Here is a 21472-nt window from a genome sequence, read left to right on the forward strand (position 1 = left end):
AAAATGAAAGCAAGAGTTTTAATTCTGTTCGCGCTCATCTCAATAATCTTTTTATCGTGTAGCCAGCTAAAAGAGGATGTACTAACACCACCAGTTTCAGCAAAATTAACATACAAGGACGACATAAAAAAAATACTTGATGAAAGTTGTGTAAGATGTCATAATGTGAATTCTCAAGATTTTGATCTTTCAACATATTTTGGAATAGTTCAGAGCGGAATTGCTATTCCTGGAGATCCAACAAGTAAAATAATCCTTGTTACTCAGCCGGGCGGAAGCAAAAGACAATTTCTTGGGGACGATGCACCTGCAAAAGCGGAAAAAATTAGAAAATGGGTTGTTGAAGATAGCATCGCATATGGAACCATAAAAATACATCCGTCTGACTGGGTTCAAGTCACAAGCCCAAATTCACATGGAAAATTTTTAAGAAGCATTCGTTGGGACTTTGATAATTGTAAGCAATGCCATGGAAGCAATTACACAGGTGGGGTAAGTAAGTCATCTTGCTATACCTGTCATAACACTCCCGCTGGACCTGAGGCTTGCAATACATGCCATGGAAATCTTCAAAATTCTGCACCACCAAGGGATTTAAATAATAATTTCTCTGCTTCTGCGCGCGGTGTCGGCGCACATCAGGTTCATTTAAAAGGTGGGCAAATTTCTTCTGGATATGATTGTGTTGAGTGTCATATACAAGTAACCTCTCTAAGAACCCCAGGGCATCTTGATAATACACCTTATGCTGAAATAGTTTTCAATGATAGCGCTCTTGCAAAGAATAGAACACCAATTGGAATTGGTGAATACCTTGTTCCAAATCCAGTTTATTCTTTTGATAATTTAACTTGCTCAAATACATATTGTCACGGTTATTTTAGAAATGGAAATTTGAACAACGCTCCAAAATGGAATGTCGTTGATGGTACTCAAGCAAGATGTGGAACTTGTCATGGATTACCACCGGGTGGGACGCATCCAAGGGTTTCAGCAACATCGTGTGCTACCGCTTGTCATAATGATGTGGTGGAACTTCAAGCTGGTCAACTTCGCATAAAAGATAAGACAAAGCATGTAAACGGGAAGTTAAGCTTATATGGATATGAGTTGGAATTTACTGAAAAAGAAATAAGAAAAATTTCCGCTTTGAATTTGAAATAGGCAAGCGATGGAGTAATTTTTGCCCTCCGATTTGTTTTTATTATAAAAAAACGATATGCAAAGGCGGAGGGTATATAAGTACTATGACCTTGTGATGGCTTCTTTTGTCACCGTTTTATTATGTGCAAATATAATTGGGGCAGAGAAAGTAGTTAACATATATGGCTTTTCTTTTGGCGCTGGTGTGTTGTTCTTTCCGATAAGCTATATTTTTAACGATATTTTAACCGAGGTTTATGGATACTCACGCTCCAGAAAGGTTATATGGGCAGGATTTGGTGCTTTGATTTTCGCTTCAATTATGAGCTGGTTTGTTCGTAAACTTCCACCTGATCCAAGCTGGCCTTATCAGGAGGCATATGATATTGTGTTCGGGCAAACACCGAGAATCGCAATCGCATCAATAGTAGCATTTTGGGCTGGGGAATTTACAAATTCATTCGTGCTTGCCAAAATGAAACTCTTAACAAGGGGAAGGTTTCTATGGACGAGGACAATCGGTTCAACAATTGCTGGAGAAGCAGTTGATTCGCTTATTTTCTATCCAGTTGCGTTTTATGGGTTTTGGACAAATGAACTTCTAATTAAAGTCATGATAACAAACTACGCAATTAAAGTCGGATGGGAAGCTTTAATTACCCCAATCACTTATAAAATTGTCAATTTCTTGAAAAAAGCAGAAAATGAAGATTATTACGACTGGAACACAGATTTCAATCCGTTTAAGGTGGAAGTTTAAACTTCTATGGTCTGCTTGAAAAGTTATCCATTCAAAGTTGATAACAACGGCTATTTATCTGGGATAATTTAGAAACAAAGATATGAACGACAATGAGAAAGTTAAATATCGTCTTGGCATTTTTTATATTCTTGAAAATTCTATCGGCTCAAACACACACTGAAATAGATAGCTCCATTGCCCCTGCGGATACAGTTGGATTTTTATTAGATGATGATATAACGCAACCTGTGGAAGTTGATACAAATGCTAAAATAACGCTTGGAAAAATTTTGCTTGGAGCAAGCGCAACAATAGGGATTCCTTTAACAACGGGATTTGTCCTGTTAAGTTTGTTTCCTCCTTCATTTGTAATCGTTGAGAAGAATGGAAATTATCATAATGGAGTTGCTTTTGAGATTGCGCTTGGATACGGTGATTCAACAAGGTTCAGATTCTCAAAAAGAAGATTGATCTTTCATTATTCATATCTTGGCAAGTTAAAAAATAGGGTTATGATTTCATTAAATCAAGATGTTCTGCTCAAAAGATTTGGGCGTGCTGGAATTTTTGGTGCCGGATTTTCAATTGGGATTTTTGGATGGACAAACTTTATCGGCACAAATGCAACTGGGATTGAAGTTTCAGCTTGGGTTGGTAACGCGATGAATGTTAGGTATATCTTTTTATTTCCACAACATCATCTTTTTATCAAATATAGGAGAGGACTTGATTTAAAATCGGGAAACAAGATAAATGAAGTTAACATCGGCTTTTCAAGTTCAATTACGCTGAGGAGATAATGTTTTACTCGTATCTTAACGATTCAACAGGATCAACGCTCGCAGCTTTCCATGCTGGATAAACGCCGAAAACTATTCCAACAATTGAACAAATAACAAACCCAAGCACGACCCAATCATATGGTATTATCGGTGTAGTTTTCAAGATAAGAGCAAGGATATTGCCACCTATAACACCGAGTATTATACCAATTACTCCACCGAATTGACTTAAAGCTATGGCTTCAAGCAAAAATTGTGTAAGTATGTTTCTTTTCGTTGCACCAACTGCTTTCCTTATGCCTATTTCACGAGTTCTTTCGGTAACGGAAACAAGCATTATGTTCATTATTCCAACGCCAGCTGCGATAAGAGCTATCATGCTTACAACAAGAGCTCCAACTCTAATGGCGAAAGTTAAATCGTTAAATTGTTTTATTAATGTTTCATTTGAAAGAATTTCAAAATCGTTTTCAGCACCGGGTGGAACTTTCCGAATGGATCTTAAAAGCGCCGTCACTTGTTCAACTGTTTCATCATATAACTCTTGGCTTCTTGCTTTGACAAGTATATTTAAACTTCGCTCTTTCCCATAAAGATTTAAAAAAGTTGTTAGTGGAATTACAACAAAGTTATCAGCTTGACCTCCAAATAATCCGCCCATTTCTTTAATTACACCTATCACAGTAAATTCATAACCATCAATTTTAACTTTTTTTCCAATTGGATCAGTGTTTGGAAAAAGTTTTTTTGCGACATTTGCACCAAGGACGGTAACGAATCTTGAAAACTCCAAATCATCTTCAAACAAAGGTCTTCCTTCCTGAATCGTCCAATTATTTGTTATAAAACCTTCGGGCATCTGACCTTGGACATAGATGTTTGGATTTGTTCTGACATCGCCGTATTGAACTATTTTGGGACCAGTCCAGCTTTCAATTGCAACAGCTTCTGGGAGAGTTGCGTTTCTGGCAACATAAAGTGCTTGTTCGTAGGTTATATCTTTTCTATTTCTATACTTTATCCAATTTGAACGACCTATGGCAACCGCTGGAAATTTTTGAATTTGAAAAGTATTTGCACCAAGGAAACTTAATGAGCTTTCAACGCTTTTTTGTAAAACTCTTATACCCGTCATAACAACGATTATTGAGAAGACACCGACAATTATACCAAGCAAAGTTAAAAATGATCTCAATTTATTTGCTCTTATAGAGTCCCAAACCATATTTAAACTTTCAAGCATCTCAAACCAAAAAACTTTCCAAGCGCTTTTAGCCATTTTTCAATTTGTCTTTTGTTTATTCATATCTTAAAGATTCAACTGGATCAACCTTTGAAGCCCTGTATGCAGGTATAAATCCCGAAATAATTCCAACCATTATTGAAATAAAAATTGACAGCAAAGCAACCCACAAAGGTAATGTGGTCGGTAATATTTGATCAACAACGAAGCCAAGTATGACGGCGAAAATTAAGCCAATGATTCCACCGATTGAGCTTATCAAAGTTGCTTCAATTAAAAATTGCATCAAGATAGATTTTTGAGTTGCGCCAACTGCTTTTCTAATTCCAATCTCTTTTGTCCTTTCCTTAACAGAAACAAACATTATATTCATTATCCCGATGCCGCCTACAATAAGTGAAAGCACAGTTATACCAATTCCAACAGTTCCGATTACCCCAATCGTTTGATTATATGCGTTTAATAGAAGCTCTTGCCTGTTGATTGAAAAATCATCTTCCTGCCATGGCTTAAGTTTTCTTACAGCTCGCATTATTCCTCTTAATTCTTCAATTGCTTCTTCAATTTCATCCATACTTCTTACTTTCACTGTAATCGTTGCGCCTCTTCGCCAAGGAAACATCTTTATAAATTGACCAATGGGGATATAAACTCTATCATCAAGTGATTCAAGTCCTAAAAATTTACCTTGTTTTTCAAGAACTCCAACAACTCTGAAGGTTTTTCCAGCAATCTTCATTTCTCTTCCAATGGGATTGATATTACCAAACAATTTTTCGGCAATTTCAGCACCTATCACGCAAACAGGTCTTTCTGCTTTCACTTCAACCTCGCTCATAAATCTTCCATTTTCAACCGAGATGCCAGCGGTATAGATATACTCGTCCGTAGTTCCGATTATATATATGTTTTCCATTGAGTTGCTTCCATACCTAATAGTTGCATTTGCAAAGACAGTCGGAGCTACCGCAACTGCATAGGTTGAACGGTCTTTGATATCTTTTGCATAGCTTATTTGAATTTCGCGACGGTTTCTATATTTCCACCAATCTTCACCAGCAAACCAAGCCCATTTTTGAATATATAAAACATCTGCGCCTATGGAAGATATGCTTGAGCGAAATGCTTTCTCAAGCCCCTCAATTGTCATATTCATCAGCGTGACCGAAACAATTCCAATTACAACTCCAAGTGTCGTAAGCGCAGAGCGAAGTTTATGTGCTAAAATTGATTGAATTGCTATTTTAAAGCTTTCTTGTAGTTGAAGTATGAACTTCATTGTCGTTCAAATTTTAGTTAAAATCTCATCTTTTTTGAGCAATGATTCTGTCGGTAACTTTTTCATCGCTTTCAATCATTCCATCTCTGATTCTAATAATTCTGTGTGCGTGTCTTGCGACATCAGCTTCGTGTGTAACGATAATTATTGTGTTTCCTTTTGAATGAAGTTCATCAAATAATGCAAGAATTTCGGCACCTGTTTTTGTGTCAAGATTTCCAGTTGGCTCATCTGCGAGAATTATTGAAGGTTTGTTCACAAGCGCGCGAGCGATCGCAACTCTTTGCCTTTGACCACCAGATAATTCGTTTGGTTTATGATGTAGTCTATCACCAAGCCCAACTTGTTCAAGCGCCTCGCGCGCAAGTTTTTTTCTTAAATCTCCTGGGACACCAGCATAAATCAATGGTAATTCAACATTGTGCAGTGCGTCGGCTCTCGGTAAAAGATTGAATGTTTGGAAAACAAATCCGATCTCTTTATTCCTTATCCTTGCAAGCTCATTGTCATCAAGCTCGCTCACATTTACACCGTTCAAAAAATATCTTCCAGATGTTGGAGTATCAAGACAACCAATGATGTTCATAAGCGTTGATTTCCCAGAGCCAGACGGTCCCATTATTGCGACATATTCTCCTTTTTCTATTTCAAGATTTATCCCTCTTAAGGCATGGACTTTTTCTGCTCCCAGATCGTAAATTTTTACGACATTTTCAAGTTTGATTAATGGCATTTTCATCTCCGTTTATGATTTTGTTTTTGTCCTTTCCTTTTGAACTCTTACTTTAACTCCGTCTTCAAGCTCGCGATTTATAGCTCTAAAGCTTCCGACGACGATTTCCTCACCACCCTTTAATCCTTCAATGATTTCAACATACATTTCTCCGCTTATCCCTCTTTTGACTGGAACCATTTTTGCGGTGCCATTTTGAACGATAAACACAACTTCAACCATATCCTCCTTGTCAATTTTTTTCTCACCCGATTCAGGTGAAGGATTATTAGATGGATTATTTTTCTTCAATGATCTCACCGTGACTGCTTGAATTGGAACGGCAATGACATCATATTTTTTCTCCGTTTCAATATCTGCTGTGACCGACATCCCTGGACGAAGTTGGATATCTTTATCAAGTATTCTAATTTTAACTTCAAAGTTTACCACCTCTTCTTGTGTTCCCAAACCTCTTGTTTTCGCTGCGTTTGATATCTCATAAACAACCCCTTTAAGCTTCCTTTCGGGAAAAGCATCAACAGAAAGTATCGCCGTATCGCCAATTGAAACATGGACGACATCAACTTCGCTTATATCAACTCTCGCCTCCATTTTTGAAAGGTCAGCGACAACCATTATCACAGTTCCGGCCATTTGACTTGTGCCGACAACTCTTTCTCCAACTTCAGCGTTGATTTGAGTTATAATTCCATCAATTGGGGAATAAATCACAGTTTTTGCGAGGTCCTCTTCAGCTTGTCTTAAAGATGCCCTTGCTTGTTCAACTGTGGATAAAGCTGAAGTATATTGTGCTTTTGAGATATTATAACTTGTGCGTATGTTTTCGTATTCGGCATCTGAAATTAATTTTTTGCTATAGAGTTCTTCTGCTCTTTTGAATTCTGATTCCGTTTTTGAAAGATTTGCTTTTGCGATTTCAAGTTGCGCAAGTGCCGACTTTAAATTTGCTTCCATTGCTTCCTTGCGCGCGATGTAAAAGTCAGATTTAATTTTGACAAGCAATTGTCCTTTTCTTACATTTTGACCGACCTTGACGGGCATTTCAACGATTTCACCACTTACTTCTGCGCTTATTTTAACTTCAACCTCTGGATGTATCTTTCCTGTTCCAGTAACGATTTGCGTTATATTTCTTCTCTCAACTTTTTCGGTTTGAACAGCTACGACCTTTTCTCTGCCACCACTTAAAATAGCAACGATTACAGAAGCTGCAATTAGGAGCACAATTACGGCGAGAACGATAATTTTTCTTTTCTTTTGTTTATCGTTTTTGGCCATCTTTTAAAATAGGTTTTTTATTTTAAAATTACGCAAAACAGATATAATTTGTTGCAAATTTATTCAATGTCAAGTTCTCCAAGTGCGTATTGAAGCTGGACTTTCGCTATGATGTAGCTGTAGATTGCATTAACTCTTGCGCTGACAGCAGATGTGTAATTTGCCGTTGCTACCAAAAGATCAAGTAATGTTCCAGCTCCAATGTTATATTTCTCCTCCGCGGTCTTCAAATCAAGCTCTGCGGATCTAACTTGTCGCTCTGCTACTTCAATTTGCTTCATAGCTGATTCAAGATCAAGTGATGCTTTTTTTACATCTGCTGTGATTTGCCTTTTTGCTTGCTCTACTTGAACTTCAGCGTTTTTGACATTTATCTTTGCTTGTTGCACTTGCGTCTGAAGTTGCAACCTATCAAATATAGGAAAACTTATACTTATTCCCCAACCCATTGAACGATTCTTCATTAGCGTTGATAATTCATTACTGCTTAAGTTATAACTCGCCGAAGCGGAAATAGTTGGCATATATCCAGACATGGCAACCGTGACACCTGACTTTGCAGAATTTAAACTTGCAATTGCGCTTTTATAATCTGGTCTTGTATCAATTGCCTTTGAAATCATAAAATCAAGACTTTTAACTTGTTCTCTAATTGCGCTAAATTCGGTCGTGTCAATTTCCATTGATATTGAAGGATCATCAAATTCATACTCATCAGATGGAATTAATCCTAAATAAACAAGAAGATCCGCTTTGGCTTTGTCATAATCAGCTTGTGCTCTTATCAGAGCAAGTTCGTCGTTTCCAACTTGGACTTCTTGTCTATAAACATCAGCAAGCGAGACAGAACCGACGCGATTTGCCTCAAGTATTCGTTCAAGCTGTCTTTGGCTTCGTTTAAGATTATCTTGAGCAACTTTAAGAAGTTGCTTATTTCGCAAAACATTTAAATAAAGTTGATAAGTTTGGAATATAACAGATTGTCTTGCTCTTTTGTAATTATAATCAGCTGAAAGGTAATTTGATTTTGCTCTGTTTAGCGAGGCAAAGTTAGCAAAGCCGTTGAAAAGCAATATGCTTGTGCTTGCAGTTGTTGAAAAAGAGTTCAAAGTTTGTGAAGTTCTAAATGGGACAGTCCCAAGCCCCGGGATAAATGTTAAGTCAGATTCTCTTCTGGTTCTGTTCCAGTTTCCAGATAGGTTCAAGTTTGGCAGGAAAACCCCATATGCTTGCGTGACGCTTGCAGATTGAGATTGAGCTGTGTATTCTGCTTGTTTTATGGTTGTGTTGTTGTCAAGTGCAATTTTAATGCATTCGGAAAGGGTCAATACTTTCTTCGTCTGTCCAAAGGCAATACCAGAGATGATAACCAGCGTTAAAATTATATTTTTCATTTTTTCTTTCTGAAATTTTGTTTTGAAAATAGTAATTAAAAATTATCAACCCATCCCTTCGCCCTTTGAAGGGGGCAAAAGGGATGGGCTATCAATTTCATGGTCACCCACACCCATAAATTTGGTGGGGGCTAAAAATTAATTCACTCTGTTAGACGAAATTTATAAAATGCAGTTTCACTTTAAACTACAATCATTTTCTTCTATACCCACCTCCGCCTCCACCAACAGATACTCTAAAATAAAAACCATTTATTCCTTGCCTAACGCTTTCTTGGAGTTCTACCTCACCTCCTGTTTTCCAACTTCCGACAGCAGGTGAAAAGACATATCCTGTTCTTATGCCCACGATAAAATAACCAAATCTTCCAAATTTCAAATTCAATCCACCAGAAATGTCAATCATAAACATAGAATTGCTTGCGTCAAAGCTTTTTGGGTTTGCGATCGCTTCATTAAAAGATCGCTCTCTTTTATCAATAAGTTTTAAATTTAACCCGCCACCTCCAATTCCAATCATTGGATAAACTTGCAAATTTTTTCTTTCATAAACGATATACCCGACATTAAAAAATCCGCCTCCGCCCGAGAGAAACGAACGATAATTTCTCTTATCTTGTTTTTGTGCCATTAAAGCGAAACCTTCACCACCGATTAGGATTTTGTTGAAAGCAAATCCTCCTGCACCTCCTACAGTTAAGAAATTACTTTTAAACTGCGCGTAATCGTTAGTTTTAAGTGCTTGGTTTATTTCATCAAGATTTAAAAAGTTAACACCAACTGTGAAATATCCATATCCATCGAAGAAGCGAGCTTGTGAGTTTGCTATTGAGAGAACGAAAATAAAAGTTGCAACTACTGATGATATTCTGCTCATTTTTACCTCCTTTTTGTTTTTAAAATTATTTGGCTTCAAAAATCTTTTTCAACGCCCTGATGTAGTTTTCAAAGGCTTTTCTGCCTTTTGTTGTAAGTGATATATATGTCTTTGGTCTTTTGCCATCAAATGTTTTTCTAATCTTCACATATCTAACTTCCTCGAGCTTTGCGAGATGGGACGATAGGTTCCCATCAGAAAGATTAAGTAAATCTCTCAAATTTATAAATTCAATTTCTTCGTTTTCATTCAGAGCGTAAAGAGAAACCATTATTTTCGTTCTCGTTGGTTGATGGATTATTTCATCAAGTTCTGCTTTCATTTTTCACGGACCATTTCTTATTGATGTAAATTCCTCCGCCAACAAATGAAAATAAGCTTAACAAAGCCATTGCGATGTTGAAAAATTCTTTTAAAAATAGAACACAAAACAATGATGCGATTGAAGTTCCAATCCCGATTATCGCCAATTCTTTCCCGAGAAAAATTCCCATCAGAACATATCCTAACATCGCGAAGTTAAGTAAGAAAAGTGAAACTTGAATGCCTTGTAGTGAAATTCCGGTGATCTTGAAGATGCCCAATAGGATAAGTGCATAAATGAGAAGTGAAGACCAAGATAACACGATGTATGCCCCTTCAGGAAAATATCCACTTGTCCCTTGTTTAATTCGTTTAATTGTTATAATCACAGTTCCAGTTATTCCAATTACTATAAGAGTAAGCCAAATTAGAACGACATTTTCATACATAGACATATTGTTAAAAATTTCGGTAGCAGTATATCCAAGAAACATCACAAGACCCCACAAAATTGAATAATCCCCCGTTCTTTGTTTTGCCAAGGCTATTTTCACTTTTCTGAAGCTTTCAGCGATCTCCGTTAAGGATTCCTGAACTGAGAAATCAGCTTTTCTTTCCATTTTTTCTTCTGTTTTTGTTTTGTTTCGCAAATTACTTTGTATTACAAAGTAAATATAACAAATTCAGGATTAAAATTCAAGCGACATCGTATTGCACTTTGGTGCAATCTATGCTTGAGTGAAAACCCTCTGGAAATCGGTTATGTTGTTTGACAAATAGAAGAAATTTAAATAAATTTAGTCGTAGGTAAGAACGCAACAAAAACAATTTTGGAGGGTAGGGTGATGAGAAAGGTTTTTGTTGTAATTTTAATCTTTGTAATAACAGCGGGGTTAATAGCACAGGATTTAAAATATGAAAGAAAATCAATTTCATATGCGAATGTCGTGATCGTATCGGATCCCTCTATAAAAGTTGAGTCAAAAGAACAAGAATATATTATCAAGAAGTTTCGCGAATATATTGAGATGCCGAGATTTGATTATAATCCAATTCCTGTTGAACTTCTTGAGGATTTCAGAACAGAGATTGAAGCGCGGGGCTCGGCAGTTTCGCTTGATGAAGTCGTTGAGATTCTAAAACAAAAGTTTGTGCCGAAAATCATTGAGATTCTTGACATTGAAAAGGAAATCAGAGCACAAAATTTATTAACAGAAGAGCAAAGGAATAGATTTATCACCACAAAAGCGAAAGCTTTGGGGATAACTGCTGAACAAGCGATGAAAATTATGAACTCTGCTTTTATATATGTCCCAGTGATTAGCAAATATAATGTAATTGTTGACAATGTGAATGGAATTCACACAACTGAGTTAAACGCTGGGGCTATCTGGTATAGAGTTGTCTATAAAGAAAACGGAGAAGGTGATTTAACTCTCGTTGTCAAAAAGGAAACAAGAGGTATTGGCGTAGCTAGGATAGGTAAAGAGTTTAAACATGAAAATGAAAGAGTTGATCATAAACATTATGCATTTAGAACTGCTGTTGTATCTCTTGCCAGAGATCTTCAAGTTGCAACGAGGGATATCCCAGAATTTCGGCTTGGAGCACAAGTTATAGAAGTTTATCCAAATGCTGTAAGTTTTCCAATGGGCAAAAGAGAAGGGCTTAAAATTGATGATGGCTTTGACCTTGTTGAATTACAGGAGAATCCGAACGGTAGCATTGTTCAGAAAAAAGTTGGTTTTGTCAGAGTTGTTAAGGTTGCGGATAATGTTTCAAATCCAAGGGTCTTTTCAAGAGCTCAAATCATAATTGGCAGTGGAATTGAATCTGGTGTTTATGTTTCAGAAAGACCAAGGTTGCCAGTGGATATTTATGTAAAAGTGGGTAACAATCCATTTACACTTACTTGGATAGATTTTTTCGCTGGGAAAGAATTTACGGGCGAGATGAACGGTTATTCAATCCACGGCGAGTTAGTTTATAATATCGGTAGAAATGTGAATATATCGCAACTTTGGGTCGGAGCTGGGATCTTTATCGGAGGTGGAGACGCAGAAAATCTCAAGGGAATAAAAGATATTTTTATGAACTTAGGATATGATAAGCCAAATGTGAGCATTTGGGGATTAAATGGAATTTTAATTAAAAAATTTTATCTCTTTAGAAGGTTTTCTGTTTTAGGTAGGGCGGAGCTAATTTTTGAGAATATAACTTTTTCAAAAGATGATGTGGAACTTAAACATTCTGGATTTGGATTAGGGATTGGATTTGGGGTTGAGTATGTGACAACCCCAGATTTGAATCTTGGTTTAAACTTGGGGTATAGGATTTTCTCTGAAAGCGAAGAATGGAGCTCGGGATTAACGACGAGTCTGATTTCAGGTTTAGCAGGAAATCATTCTGGAACTGTGTTTTCACTTTACTTGAATTATTCGCTTCCTAAACTCGGCTTTGATCCAATTGCAGCTATAAAAGGCGGGCTTGGTTGGTAAGATGTGATTTTAAACACAATTTTGAAATCATCTTTAAGTTAATTTTTCCGAGGAAAAATTAAAATAGAAATCTAACAATGAAAAAGTTAATTTATGTGTTTCTGATTTTCGCTTTTGGCATTGTATCTTACGCTCAAAAAAATCTTCCTGTCTCAAGGGAGGCGACATTTATTGAAAGTTATTCTCCGTCTGAAGTAACTATAAGAGCATCGGGAATTGGGAAAGATAATAAACAGGCGGAACTTGATGGGAGAAGAGCTGCGGTTTGGTATGTTTTGCTTGGAGCAACTGACCCCATTTTACAAACGCCTGAGGAGAGAAAAGCATTTGAGGGAATTCAAGATGAGATATTTGATGCTAAAAACATCTCAAAATATATCTCCTTTGAGACAACTGAATATGAGGCACGCGTTAAACTTGCGGATGGAAGGGTAAAAATCACGAAGTATTATCGCGTGAATAAAAAACTTCTCACGGATGATCTTGTGGCAAAAAATATCATTAAACCAAAAGAGGAAATTACTGAAGCAATCGGTCTGCCATTTATAATGGTTGTTCCAGAAGCACCCAAGGGTGTTAGCCCAGTTGATCTATTGCGTTCCGATAGATTATTGAAAAAAGGAGCGGAGGTAATTGAATCTTATCTTACCGCAAGAAAATATGATGTTCAAGTTCCAGAACAAATGGAAACGCTAAGTGAACTTGCTCAAGCTCAGGCAGGTTTGAAAGGGATTGAGGAAGATTATGCATATCAACTTGCGCTCGCAATTGGAAGTGATGTTTATATAACTTATAATGTGAAAGTTGAAAGAAGATATATCGGTAGCACGGAATATAGAAAAGCTGTTGTCGCAGCAAGGGCTTATGAGACAACAACTGCGAGATTACTTGGAACTGAAACTGGTTACAGTGGCGAATACGCCGTTCCAGAGGAAGCAGTTGTTGAGGAAGCGATGAATGACGCAATTGATAAAGTGTTAAGCAGAATCATGGCATATTGGAAGGATGACTTAACAAGGGGTTTACAATTTAAGATTCTTTTCAGAATCACTGGAAATTTTGATGAAGACACGCATGATGAAATCCTTATGAGCACTGAAACAGCGCTAAGAAAATTATGCAACAGAATAAAGCAAAATGTCGTAACAGATCAAACTATGGATTACATTGTTTGGGTTGATCCAAAGAAATATAATTCTCCTCTTGCCTTATTTAGGGATATAAGAAGACAAATTGAAAGCGTTGTTCCCGTTAAGGTTAAAAGAATCAATGCAAATAGAAAGCTTTTAATCCTTGAGATAACCGAGTAAAATAAAACAGGTATTCAAACAATGAAATGGTTTTTGATAATAACTTTGTTTTCGGCTTATGCGTTTTCTCAGCCGAATTGGTATAAAACACAAACACATCCAAAGTATCCGAAAGAGTTCTATATCCTTGGGATCGGTGCAGCTGTCGGAGAGGACCTGAGAGAGACGGCAAAACAAAACGCAATCGCAGATGTCGCATCTCAAATAAGAGTTCAAGTTCAATCTGAAATTACAAGCTTGGAAAAAGAAAGAATTATAAACAAGGAATCAGATTACTATTCAGAGTTTCAGCAAAAATCAAAAACGGTAATTGATGAAATTTTAACTGGCTGTGAAGTGGTTGAGATGAATTACGACAGGAAGACGAAAACTTGGTATGCTCTTGCCGTTCTTGATAAGCAAAAGTATTTAGCATCACTTGAAGATGAAATTGATAATGCCTGGATTCAAATAAGAAAATTATATAACGATGCGAATTCATTTAAGAATGCTGGTAAAGTTTTACAGGCAATTCAAAATTTAAAAGATGCGCAGCAGAAGATTTACGATATTTATTCAAAACAAGTTCTTTACAATGCCCTCTCAAGAATTCCATACAAGCCAGATATTGAGCTAACAGCTGGAGGGATTGAATCAGAGATAAGAGACTTAATTTCAAAAATAAAGATAGAAAAGGTTTCAGGCGATAATCAAGTAGGAAAAGTAGGTGAAGAGCTGTCAGAGCCACTCGTTGTTAGAGTATTTTATCAAGGTGATGTTTCAGTTCCAATCGCTAATGCAAATGTTGTCTTTAGCTATAAAACAGGTGAAGTGATAGAGAGGACAACAACGGACGAGCAAGGGATTGCAAGTGCTAGAGTAATCGCAATGGGAAAGAGGGCAAATACTGTTGTAGCAAGTTTTTCAATCCCTGGGATCCCGAGCGAATATGCGAGGGTACTGTCGCAGGTCAAAACCGAGTTTGCTTACACAGTGGGCACTGGAATGGCACCGGGGGTTACTGTTTCACTAAAGGGTGCGAAGGAGGATAAGTTGATATTTGATGTGATGAAAAGATTAACACAAGCCATAGAGAAAAATGGTTATAGAGTTGAGGACGAAGCGAGATTTGTAATTGGTGGTGATATCAGTTCAAGGGTTGTTTCATCTGTTCAAGGTGTTGGGGGAATGCTTTATACTGTTGAGGCGGAATTAAACTTGTTTTTGAAAGATTTGGAAAGTGGTCAAATAGTTGGAAGTATGAGCGTTAAATCAAGAGCGGTTGGGAAAAGTGAAAAGGATGCTTATGAAAGAGCTTTGAGAGGCATGAAATTTTCAAATAAAGATCTCGTTGAAATGTTATCAAATGCGAAAATTGAAGATTAAAACTTAAAAACAAATTAAAGGAGGGAAGTAATATGCGCTATATTTTATCATCACTTTTGATTTTTGCAGTGTTAATTCTAATTTCGGGCTGTGGTGGACCAAAGGAACGCGTTGCAGTTCCAGAAGCAACAGCTCCAGCTTGGGTTAATACTCCACCGACAGCGGTGGATGCGATTTATGCTGTCGGCGCAGCAAATGTTGGTGCAAATCCGGTTCTTGCAAGAAACAAAGCTGCTGATGCCGCAAGACAAGAACTTGGCAGAATAATTCAAGTAAAAGTTAAAAGCTTGCTTGATAATTTCATGCAAGAGCATCAGGAATTTGTAAACAATCAGGGAACTATAACATCTGAAGAATTTACGAGAAGCGTTAGCAGATCTGTAAGCCAGGCGACTTTGGCTGGATCTCAGATTGTAGAGTTTTATTATGACAAGGATAATAAAATTTATTATGCTCTTGCGGTTTTGAGAAAGAATGACATCGTAAATGAAATAATGCGCACGATGAACGAAGCTCAACGCCAGAAGAAAACAGCATTTGTTGAAATGAAAGCAGATGAAGCTCTTAAACTTCTTGACAAGGAACTTGAAAAGTGGGATTTGAGCAAGTGATTTTGGCTTGCTTGTGTAAGGGTCGGGTTTATGTCCCGACCCTTTTTAGTTATTTGACAAAAAACTTTTTATCCTGCCTTTAGAATTTTGCGATTTTAAAACTTGTTTTGCTTTAACTTTTGAATTTTGACAAGATTGAGATAAATTAAAGAAAAAATGTTGATGGCAGTAAAGTAATGAATGAACTTTATCGGCTTGTTTTGATAGGGCTTGGTTTTATCTTCGTTGGGCTTGGTATACTTGGGGCTTTTTTGCCAATTCTTCCGACGACCCCTTTCTTGCTTTTAGCTGCCGCATGTTTTGCCCGAAGCTCAAAAAAATTTTACAACTGGCTGTTAAACCATAAAATTTTTGGCTCTTATATAAGGAATTATCGTGAACAAAGAGGAATTACACTGCGAGGCAAGATATTATCTCTTTCAATTATGTGGCTCGTTATGGGATATACAGCGTTTTTCGCTGTTTCAAATATATTCGTCAGTATAATAATAATTTTGATCGGTCTCGGAGTCACAAAACATATACTTTCATTAAAAACGATAAAATGAAAAATCTCGCTTTTACACTTTCAATTTTTTTAACATCTACACTTTTATCACAACAACCTACTTGGCTTTCCCTTCTTCCACAATCAAAGGATTATTTATACGCTGTTGGAGCTTCCTCTCCGTATTTTTATCCTGAGACAACCAAATCCAAAGCAATTGAAGACGCAATTCTTGAGCTCGCCCGAACAATTGAGGTTGGAGTAAAAGTAAGGCAAATTAATTGGTTTGAAGATACAGGGAGTTTATTTTCTGGGCTTTCTCACTTCGCAGAAGAGTATGAAGAGGAGATTGATTCCGGGCTTGTTAACTTGATTAAAGCAAATTATGAATTTGTTTCTCAATGGCAGGATCCAAAATCAAGAATTTTATATGTTTTGCTTCGTGTTCCAGTTAAAGCAATTACATCTGATACAATGTATTCAATTCCTGAAGAGTTTATTTTTGATCCTGCGCTCGTGGGGTTGAGTGCTTCGTCCGCAAGGCAACCGAGATGGGTTAATAAAATCCCTGTTTCAGATGTTGCCATTTACGCTGTCGGTGCATCTGATAGATACTTTGATCCCGCTGAAACAAGAAAAAGAGCTATTCAAAATGCTCGCGCTGAGCTTTCAAGGATTATAAGTTTGAGAATTCAATCTTTGCTTGATAATTGGGCAACAGGTAATAAGGTTTTTGAATTAAGTTATTCAAGAAGAATTTCAAGAACTGTTTCAAGCGCGAAGTTAACAGGTTCTCAAATAGTTGGTTTCTGGGTTGATCCCAAAACAGGTGCTAATTATGCGCTTGCCCGAATGTATAGAAAAAGTTTGATTTATCAAGTAAAACAAAACACCGTTAATGCAATAAGGCAAAACCCTCCTGATAAGTTTGTAAAGCAGGATAAGCCGATAGAAGAACTTTTAAATGAGGCTTTAAATCAACTTGACAAGGAGCTTGAAAAATTAAACAAAAAATAAGGGGGAAATCAACATGAAAATTTATAAGATTTTTCTCGTTTTTATTTTAATGTCTTCTCTTCTTTTCCCGCAGGACAAAAAGATAAGCGTTGCGGTTTTGAAATTTGATGCCAAGGGGTTTGAACCAGCACAAATTGATGTCCTTGTTTCAAGGTTTAGGGTTGCTTTAAACGCAACTGGTAAATTTAATGTCCTTGAAAGGGAGAAAATAAAGGAAATTTTAATGGAACAGAACTTGCAACAAAGCGAGATCGCCGAGGGGGCAGGAGACAATGTGCAAATCGGAAAAATTCTCGGGGTTAAAGAGATTATAACTGGTGATATCGGTAAAATTGAAGAAGTTTACACAATAAATGTAAGAAGAATTAATGTTGAAACATCTGAAATCGTCCAAACCGCAAGCGCTGATTACGAGGGGAAGTTCTCGGGGCTTTTAAAAGTTATGGAGCAACTTGCAATTAAGCTTGCTGAAAATCCTTCTGAAAAACATGTAGCTTTGAAAATTGAAAATGCAAAAGCTGAAAGAGGAGAAAAACAAAATATCGTTGAGGAAAGTTTAGAAGAAGATGAAGAAGATATATTTTCTGATCTTTACAAAGAATTCAACATAGCTAAAGATCCGTTTAAGGATAGCGAACCTCCAAAAATTGAACTTTATTACCCGGCGGTCAAAAACAATGGATATTTAAGGGTTAATAACCGTGATTTTGAGTTAAGTGGAATTGTATCGGATGAAAGTGGGATAGTTGCTGTTAAGGTAAACGGCGAACCAGCTGATATCAAAGTTGCTCTCGCTGGCATGAATTTTTACAAGAAGCTCAAACTTAAGCGGGGAAGAAATACGATTGAAATTAGCGCAACCGATCTTTATCATAATGTTGGTAAATTAACATTTACAGTGGAGGTAAGGTAAAAATGAAAAATATAATTTTAATTCTTCTTTCGTTTGTTTTTTCAAGTTTCGTTTTCGCAAGCGAGAAACCAGCATGGATAACAACAAAAAAACATCCGAGGTATCCAGAACGACTTTATATTCTGGGGGTTGGTGCAGCGAAGAAGACGAAGAATAAACTTGAAGATATTCAAAAAGCAAATAACGAGGCATTTGCCGATATTGTCAAACAGATCAGGGTCACTGTCGCCTCAAAATCGGTCGTTGAGCAAATGGAAGTAATAGCAGGTAAAAAAGTTGAATCCATTGAACGCGCATCTGCTGAACTTCAAGTTACAAGTGAACTAAAAATCGGTGGGCTAAAGATCGTTGAGACATATTTTGATGACGATGACGATATTTATTATTCGCTCGCTGTCCTTGATAGAGAGACAGCTGGGAAAGAGCTCAAAGATATGCTTAATCAGTTTCACAATGGATATTCTAAAAATTTTGAACTCGCAAGAAACAATATTATTAGAGGAAACATTTATCAGGCGTTGTTAAATTTGGCTGAATCTTACAAAAACATCCCACCATACAATGATATACTCCCGCTTTATAGATTTATCACGAGACCACTTGCTGAATCCGATCTTGGAAACGAATGGAAAGTTGCGGACGCACTTTTGACGGCCGAAATTAAATCCATTGCTCAAGATTTATTTTCAAAATTGAAGATTGAAAAACTTTCGGGTGAAGAACAAGAAGTTGTTTTCAATCAAGTTTTAAAACCGCTTTTTATCAAAGTCGTTTACATTGATGATGGAAAGAGCTATCCTGTCTCTGGGATTAAATTTAAATTTGCGTTTCAAACTGGGATTGGCAAACTCTCCGATAGAGGTACAAGCGATAATTCTGGAACAGTTAAATGTGATATATTTGAGTTAAAACCGCATCGTGAAAATTATTATGTAGTGTCCGCAAAACTTGATCTTTCTGAATTTTACATCTCTGGTCGCTACGATGAATACGCTGAATGGAATGATCTTTTGCGAAGAAATGAAAAGGAGATAATTTTTACCTTGAGAAGAACAGCGATCACACTTGATGACAAAATTCGTGATCTTGTTTTAAATCTTGTTTCAAAGATTCCGTTGGAGCTTGAAACCGTTTCGGTTTTGCGAATTTACTATCAGGACAAATTGCCTGGCCCTATGGCTTTGTATTTAAAACAGAAAATTGAGTCAGCAATTGAACAGCACACAAAATTTTCTCTGATAAGCGATGAGCAAATAAAAATGGTCAATGTGAAGTATTCTAATCTTGGATATTCATCGGATGAGCTCGGGACGCCAGAAAGCTTCGGTAAGTATGCAGGAAGTAAAGTCGTGATAACCGGTAACTATTGGGAAAGTGGTGATGGGATTGATTTAAATTTGAAAGCAACAGATGTTTTAAGAAAAATTGTATTGTCAACCGCAAATGTCAATATCCCAAGGTCTTTTCTTCCAAACATTCCACTCGTGCCTGAAAACTACAATCCGAAGGTTGACGACGAGATTATAAAATCTGAAAGAAAAGGCGAGGATTTAAAAGTTGAAGTTTGGGTTGACAGACCAGATGGAATTTATTATGAAGGCGACTCAATTAGAATTTTCGTTAGAGCGAATAAAGATTGCTATATCCAACTTGTATATTACGATGCGCACGGCAATGCAATACTTGTCTTCCCACATAAAATGGAATGGAATAATAAAATTGAAGGTGGAAAAATTTATAGGGTTCCCGGAAACTTTGTTATTGAACCACCATTTGGGCGGGAGATACTGAAGGTTTTTGCAAGTGAGAAACCTTTCCCTTTGCCAACGGGGCGGGAGTACTCTGGTTTAATTTTAATTGAAAATCCCAATTTGTACGCATCTAAAGTTCGCGGAATTGGATTGAAAACTCAGGATTATTCCGGTGGTTATGCTGAGCATAGCGTTGTAATCACAACTTTAAAGAAATAAAAAATTTGGAGGAGATATCTATGAAATCCAAAATTTTTACTTTAACCTTCATTACGCTCATTTTCCTCACATTTTCTTTTTCACAACAATCAGGTTATAGAAAAAGTTGGGCTTTGATAATTGGAATCAATGAATATCAAAGTTTGCCACCATTAACTGGAGCCGTCAAAAGTGCTAAGATGATTCGCGAAAAATTAGTAAGAGAATTTGGCTTTGAAGCTGAAAATGTAATTGAACTTTACGATGATCACGCAACGAGGGAAAATATACTGAAAGCGTTTGATAGATTGATGGACCCAAAAAGAATTGGAAAAGATGATAGAGTTCTGATTTATTTTGCTGGGCATGGGGTTACGAGAACAGTTGGCGGTAAGGATAAAGGTTATATCATGCCAGTTGATGGTGTGATGGAAAAATTTGCAAGCACAGCTATTTCAACGGATCAGCTTCATGAATTTCAAGAAGCAATACCTGCAAAGCATGTTTTCTTTGCAATGGATGCTTGTTATAGTGGGACGATTTTTACGCGTGGCATAGGATTAAGGGAAAGTATTCCTACCTCAAGATCAGAAGCTATTGCACAGTTTACATCTAAAAGCGCAAGGGTTGCGATAACTGCCGGAGGGAAAGATGAACAGGTTGTTGATTTAGCTGATCAAGGAATAAGTGTTTTTGCTTTTTATTTTTTGCGTGGTCTTGATGGAGAATCTGATCTTAATCGTGATGAGGTTATAACTTCAAGCGAGCTTGCTGATTATATTGCTAAAAATGTCAGATTTAGGGCACCTCAAAATCCACAATATGGGAAATTGCCTGGCGACGATGGCGGTGAATTTATATTTGTTCGCTCAGCATTTGTATCCGTAGAGCAAAAGGAACAAGAGAAACAACCTGATGTTGTCGCGCGACCACTCCAACCGCAGGGTGAAAGAAAACCTCAGGGAAGAGTTGTTGAGAGAAGGTTGGAAAAAGAAAAACAAAAAATATATTGGCTCTACGCTTTCGCTGGTAGGAATATGAACTTTTATTCCATACAGGAAGAAAATGTGGTATATGAAAGCACAAGTGGGGATGGTAATCTTGTTGGAATTGGATTTGAAAGTATATTTGAGCCCTGGCTTATCCTTTCTGTAAATGCATTTTACGATCAAAAGGATGGAAACCTTAAAATTAGGGGTGGCGACATATGGAATGAAGTTAGGCTTTCATATACAGTTACAAATTTGGTGATAAAATTGACTTCGTATAATTTTTACTCATTTTTCGGCTTAAGCCTGGGGATTAGCACCGAAATCAAGCAGACAATTAAAAGTGGAAGAGCTGTTTTAAGAGAATCTAAGATTGAAACTCCAGAATTAAGGTTAAGCGTACCGTTCGGAATTGGATATGATTTGAAGATAGGTGATTTTAAATTTTTCGCAGAGATAGGATATGATTATGGTTTAACAAATGTTGCGAAAGATGTAAAATGGCGTGTCTCATCTATGCAAATTATGTTTGGCACGAGATTGGGATTATAAATTA

20 protein-coding genes are annotated in these 21472 nt (G+C 36.9%); 12 read left to right on the forward strand and 8 right to left on the reverse strand.

What is annotated here, in order from left to right; all coding sequences use genetic code 11:
- Positions 1-3 precede the first annotated feature (3 nt).
- The 3 genes from NZ923_06755 to NZ923_06765 all read left to right on the forward strand — a co-directional run bounded on the left by NZ923_06755 (position 4) and on the right by NZ923_06765 (position 2685).
- Entirely contained in the window at positions 4-1164 is a 1161-nt protein-coding gene (locus NZ923_06755; GenBank protein ID MCS7229718.1) for a CxxxxCH/CxxCH domain-containing protein, read from the forward strand.
- Positions 1165-1219: 55 nt separating this feature from the next.
- The gene (locus NZ923_06760; protein MCS7229719.1) at positions 1220-1903 is read left to right on the forward strand and encodes a queuosine precursor transporter; all 684 of its coding nucleotides are present in this window, start codon (positions 1220-1222) and stop codon (positions 1901-1903) included.
- 92 nt (positions 1904-1995) lie between these two features.
- Complete coding sequence (locus NZ923_06765; GenBank protein MCS7229720.1) at positions 1996-2685, forward strand: hypothetical protein; 690 nt, start codon at positions 1996-1998, stop codon at positions 2683-2685.
- A gap of 4 nt (positions 2686-2689) precedes the next feature.
- Here NZ923_06765 and NZ923_06770 read toward each other — a convergent pair whose 3' ends face one another.
- From NZ923_06770 to NZ923_06805, 8 genes are all read right to left on the reverse strand, one after another.
- Entirely contained in the window at positions 2690-3946 is a 1257-nt protein-coding gene (locus NZ923_06770; GenBank protein MCS7229721.1) for an ABC transporter permease, read from the reverse strand.
- A 19-nt stretch (positions 3947-3965) separates the two neighbouring features.
- Positions 3966-5189 carry an ABC transporter permease gene (locus tag NZ923_06775; protein MCS7229722.1) on the reverse strand — a complete coding sequence of 408 codons (1224 nt, stop codon included), beginning with the start codon at positions 5187-5189 and terminating at the stop codon, positions 3966-3968.
- Positions 5190-5214: 25 nt separating this feature from the next.
- Positions 5215-5922 carry an ABC transporter ATP-binding protein gene (locus NZ923_06780; protein ID MCS7229723.1) on the reverse strand — a complete coding sequence of 236 codons (708 nt, stop codon included), beginning with the start codon at positions 5920-5922 and terminating at the stop codon, positions 5215-5217.
- Positions 5923-5934: 12 nt separating this feature from the next.
- The gene (locus tag NZ923_06785) at positions 5935-7203 is read right to left on the reverse strand and encodes an efflux RND transporter periplasmic adaptor subunit (GenBank protein ID MCS7229724.1); all 1269 of its coding nucleotides are present in this window, start codon (positions 7201-7203) and stop codon (positions 5935-5937) included.
- Between the two features lie 59 nt (positions 7204-7262).
- Positions 7263-8597, reverse strand: coding sequence for a TolC family protein (locus NZ923_06790; GenBank protein ID MCS7229725.1), 1335 nt, complete (start codon positions 8595-8597; stop codon positions 7263-7265).
- A gap of 193 nt (positions 8598-8790) precedes the next feature.
- Entirely contained in the window at positions 8791-9474 is a 684-nt protein-coding gene (locus NZ923_06795; protein ID MCS7229726.1) for a hypothetical protein, read from the reverse strand.
- A 25-nt stretch (positions 9475-9499) separates the two neighbouring features.
- Positions 9500-9796 (reverse strand): transcriptional regulator, encoded by a 297-nt coding sequence (locus tag NZ923_06800; GenBank protein ID MCS7229727.1) that lies wholly within the window; start codon positions 9794-9796, stop codon positions 9500-9502.
- Positions 9780-10397, reverse strand: coding sequence for a hypothetical protein (locus NZ923_06805; protein ID MCS7229728.1), 618 nt, complete (start codon positions 10395-10397; stop codon positions 9780-9782). Before NZ923_06805 ends, NZ923_06800 begins: the two co-directional genes overlap by 17 nt.
- Before the next feature lie 225 nt (positions 10398-10622).
- Here NZ923_06805 and NZ923_06810 point away from each other — a divergent pair, with 225 nt between their 5' ends.
- The 9 genes from NZ923_06810 to NZ923_06850 all read left to right on the forward strand — a co-directional run bounded on the left by NZ923_06810 (position 10623) and on the right by NZ923_06850 (position 21468).
- Positions 10623-12275 (forward strand): porin family protein, encoded by a 1653-nt coding sequence (locus NZ923_06810; GenBank protein MCS7229729.1) that lies wholly within the window; start codon positions 10623-10625, stop codon positions 12273-12275.
- 77 nt (positions 12276-12352) lie between these two features.
- Positions 12353-13585 (forward strand): DUF6175 family protein, encoded by a 1233-nt coding sequence (locus NZ923_06815; GenBank protein ID MCS7229730.1) that lies wholly within the window; start codon positions 12353-12355, stop codon positions 13583-13585.
- Between the two features lie 21 nt (positions 13586-13606).
- Positions 13607-14950, forward strand: coding sequence for an LPP20 family lipoprotein (locus tag NZ923_06820; GenBank protein ID MCS7229731.1), 1344 nt, complete (start codon positions 13607-13609; stop codon positions 14948-14950).
- A gap of 32 nt (positions 14951-14982) precedes the next feature.
- Positions 14983-15561 (forward strand): LPP20 family lipoprotein, encoded by a 579-nt coding sequence (locus NZ923_06825; protein ID MCS7229732.1) that lies wholly within the window; start codon positions 14983-14985, stop codon positions 15559-15561.
- A gap of 176 nt (positions 15562-15737) precedes the next feature.
- The gene (locus NZ923_06830) at positions 15738-16109 is read left to right on the forward strand and encodes a YbaN family protein (GenBank protein MCS7229733.1); all 372 of its coding nucleotides are present in this window, start codon (positions 15738-15740) and stop codon (positions 16107-16109) included.
- The gene (locus NZ923_06835) at positions 16106-17065 is read left to right on the forward strand and encodes an LPP20 family lipoprotein (protein MCS7229734.1); all 960 of its coding nucleotides are present in this window, start codon (positions 16106-16108) and stop codon (positions 17063-17065) included. Before NZ923_06830 ends, NZ923_06835 begins: the two co-directional genes overlap by 4 nt.
- A gap of 13 nt (positions 17066-17078) precedes the next feature.
- Positions 17079-17978, forward strand: a complete 900-nt coding sequence (locus NZ923_06840) for a CsgG/HfaB family protein (GenBank protein ID MCS7229735.1) — start codon at positions 17079-17081, stop codon at positions 17976-17978.
- 2 nt (positions 17979-17980) lie between these two features.
- A complete protein-coding gene (locus NZ923_06845; GenBank protein MCS7229736.1) occupies positions 17981-19948 on the forward strand; it encodes a DUF4384 domain-containing protein in 1968 nt (655 codons plus the stop codon).
- Between the two features lie 20 nt (positions 19949-19968).
- The gene (locus tag NZ923_06850; protein ID MCS7229737.1) at positions 19969-21468 is read left to right on the forward strand and encodes a caspase family protein; all 1500 of its coding nucleotides are present in this window, start codon (positions 19969-19971) and stop codon (positions 21466-21468) included.
- The last annotated feature ends 4 nt before the right edge of the window (positions 21469-21472 follow it).

It is taken from the genome of Candidatus Kryptonium sp., assembly GCA_025060635.1.
Taxonomy (GTDB): Bacteria; Bacteroidota; Ignavibacteria; order Kryptoniales; family Kryptoniaceae; genus Kryptonium.

Excerpts from the sequence above, each read along its gene's own strand:
- NZ923_06755 (MCS7229718.1), top strand. The coding sequence starts at position 4 with ATGAAAGCAAGAGTTTTAATTCTGTTCGCGCTCATCTCAATAATCTTT.
- NZ923_06760 (MCS7229719.1), top strand. The coding sequence starts at position 1,220 with ATGCAAAGGCGGAGGGTATATAAGTACTATGACCTTGTGATGGCTTCT.
- NZ923_06765 (MCS7229720.1), top strand. The coding sequence starts at position 1,996 with ATGAGAAAGTTAAATATCGTCTTGGCATTTTTTATATTCTTGAAAATT.
- NZ923_06770 (MCS7229721.1), bottom strand. The coding sequence starts at position 3,946 with ATGGCTAAAAGCGCTTGGAAAGTTTTTTGGTTTGAGATGCTTGAAAGT.
- NZ923_06775 (MCS7229722.1), bottom strand. The coding sequence starts at position 5,189 with ATGAAGTTCATACTTCAACTACAAGAAAGCTTTAAAATAGCAATTCAA.
- NZ923_06780 (MCS7229723.1), bottom strand. The coding sequence starts at position 5,922 with ATGCCATTAATCAAACTTGAAAATGTCGTAAAAATTTACGATCTGGGA.
- NZ923_06785 (MCS7229724.1), bottom strand. The coding sequence starts at position 7,203 with ATGGCCAAAAACGATAAACAAAAGAAAAGAAAAATTATCGTTCTCGCC.
- NZ923_06790 (MCS7229725.1), bottom strand. The coding sequence starts at position 8,597 with ATGAAAAATATAATTTTAACGCTGGTTATCATCTCTGGTATTGCCTTT.
- NZ923_06795 (MCS7229726.1), bottom strand. The coding sequence starts at position 9,474 with ATGAGCAGAATATCATCAGTAGTTGCAACTTTTATTTTCGTTCTCTCA.
- NZ923_06800 (MCS7229727.1), bottom strand. The coding sequence starts at position 9,796 with ATGAAAGCAGAACTTGATGAAATAATCCATCAACCAACGAGAACGAAA.
- NZ923_06805 (MCS7229728.1), bottom strand. The coding sequence starts at position 10,397 with ATGGAAAGAAAAGCTGATTTCTCAGTTCAGGAATCCTTAACGGAGATC.
- NZ923_06810 (MCS7229729.1), top strand. The coding sequence starts at position 10,623 with ATGAGAAAGGTTTTTGTTGTAATTTTAATCTTTGTAATAACAGCGGGG.
- NZ923_06815 (MCS7229730.1), top strand. The coding sequence starts at position 12,353 with ATGAAAAAGTTAATTTATGTGTTTCTGATTTTCGCTTTTGGCATTGTA.
- NZ923_06820 (MCS7229731.1), top strand. The coding sequence starts at position 13,607 with ATGAAATGGTTTTTGATAATAACTTTGTTTTCGGCTTATGCGTTTTCT.
- NZ923_06825 (MCS7229732.1), top strand. The coding sequence starts at position 14,983 with ATGCGCTATATTTTATCATCACTTTTGATTTTTGCAGTGTTAATTCTA.
- NZ923_06830 (MCS7229733.1), top strand. The coding sequence starts at position 15,738 with ATGAATGAACTTTATCGGCTTGTTTTGATAGGGCTTGGTTTTATCTTC.
- NZ923_06835 (MCS7229734.1), top strand. The coding sequence starts at position 16,106 with ATGAAAAATCTCGCTTTTACACTTTCAATTTTTTTAACATCTACACTT.
- NZ923_06840 (MCS7229735.1), top strand. The coding sequence starts at position 17,079 with ATGAAAATTTATAAGATTTTTCTCGTTTTTATTTTAATGTCTTCTCTT.
- NZ923_06845 (MCS7229736.1), top strand. The coding sequence starts at position 17,981 with ATGAAAAATATAATTTTAATTCTTCTTTCGTTTGTTTTTTCAAGTTTC.
- NZ923_06850 (MCS7229737.1), top strand. The coding sequence starts at position 19,969 with ATGAAATCCAAAATTTTTACTTTAACCTTCATTACGCTCATTTTCCTC.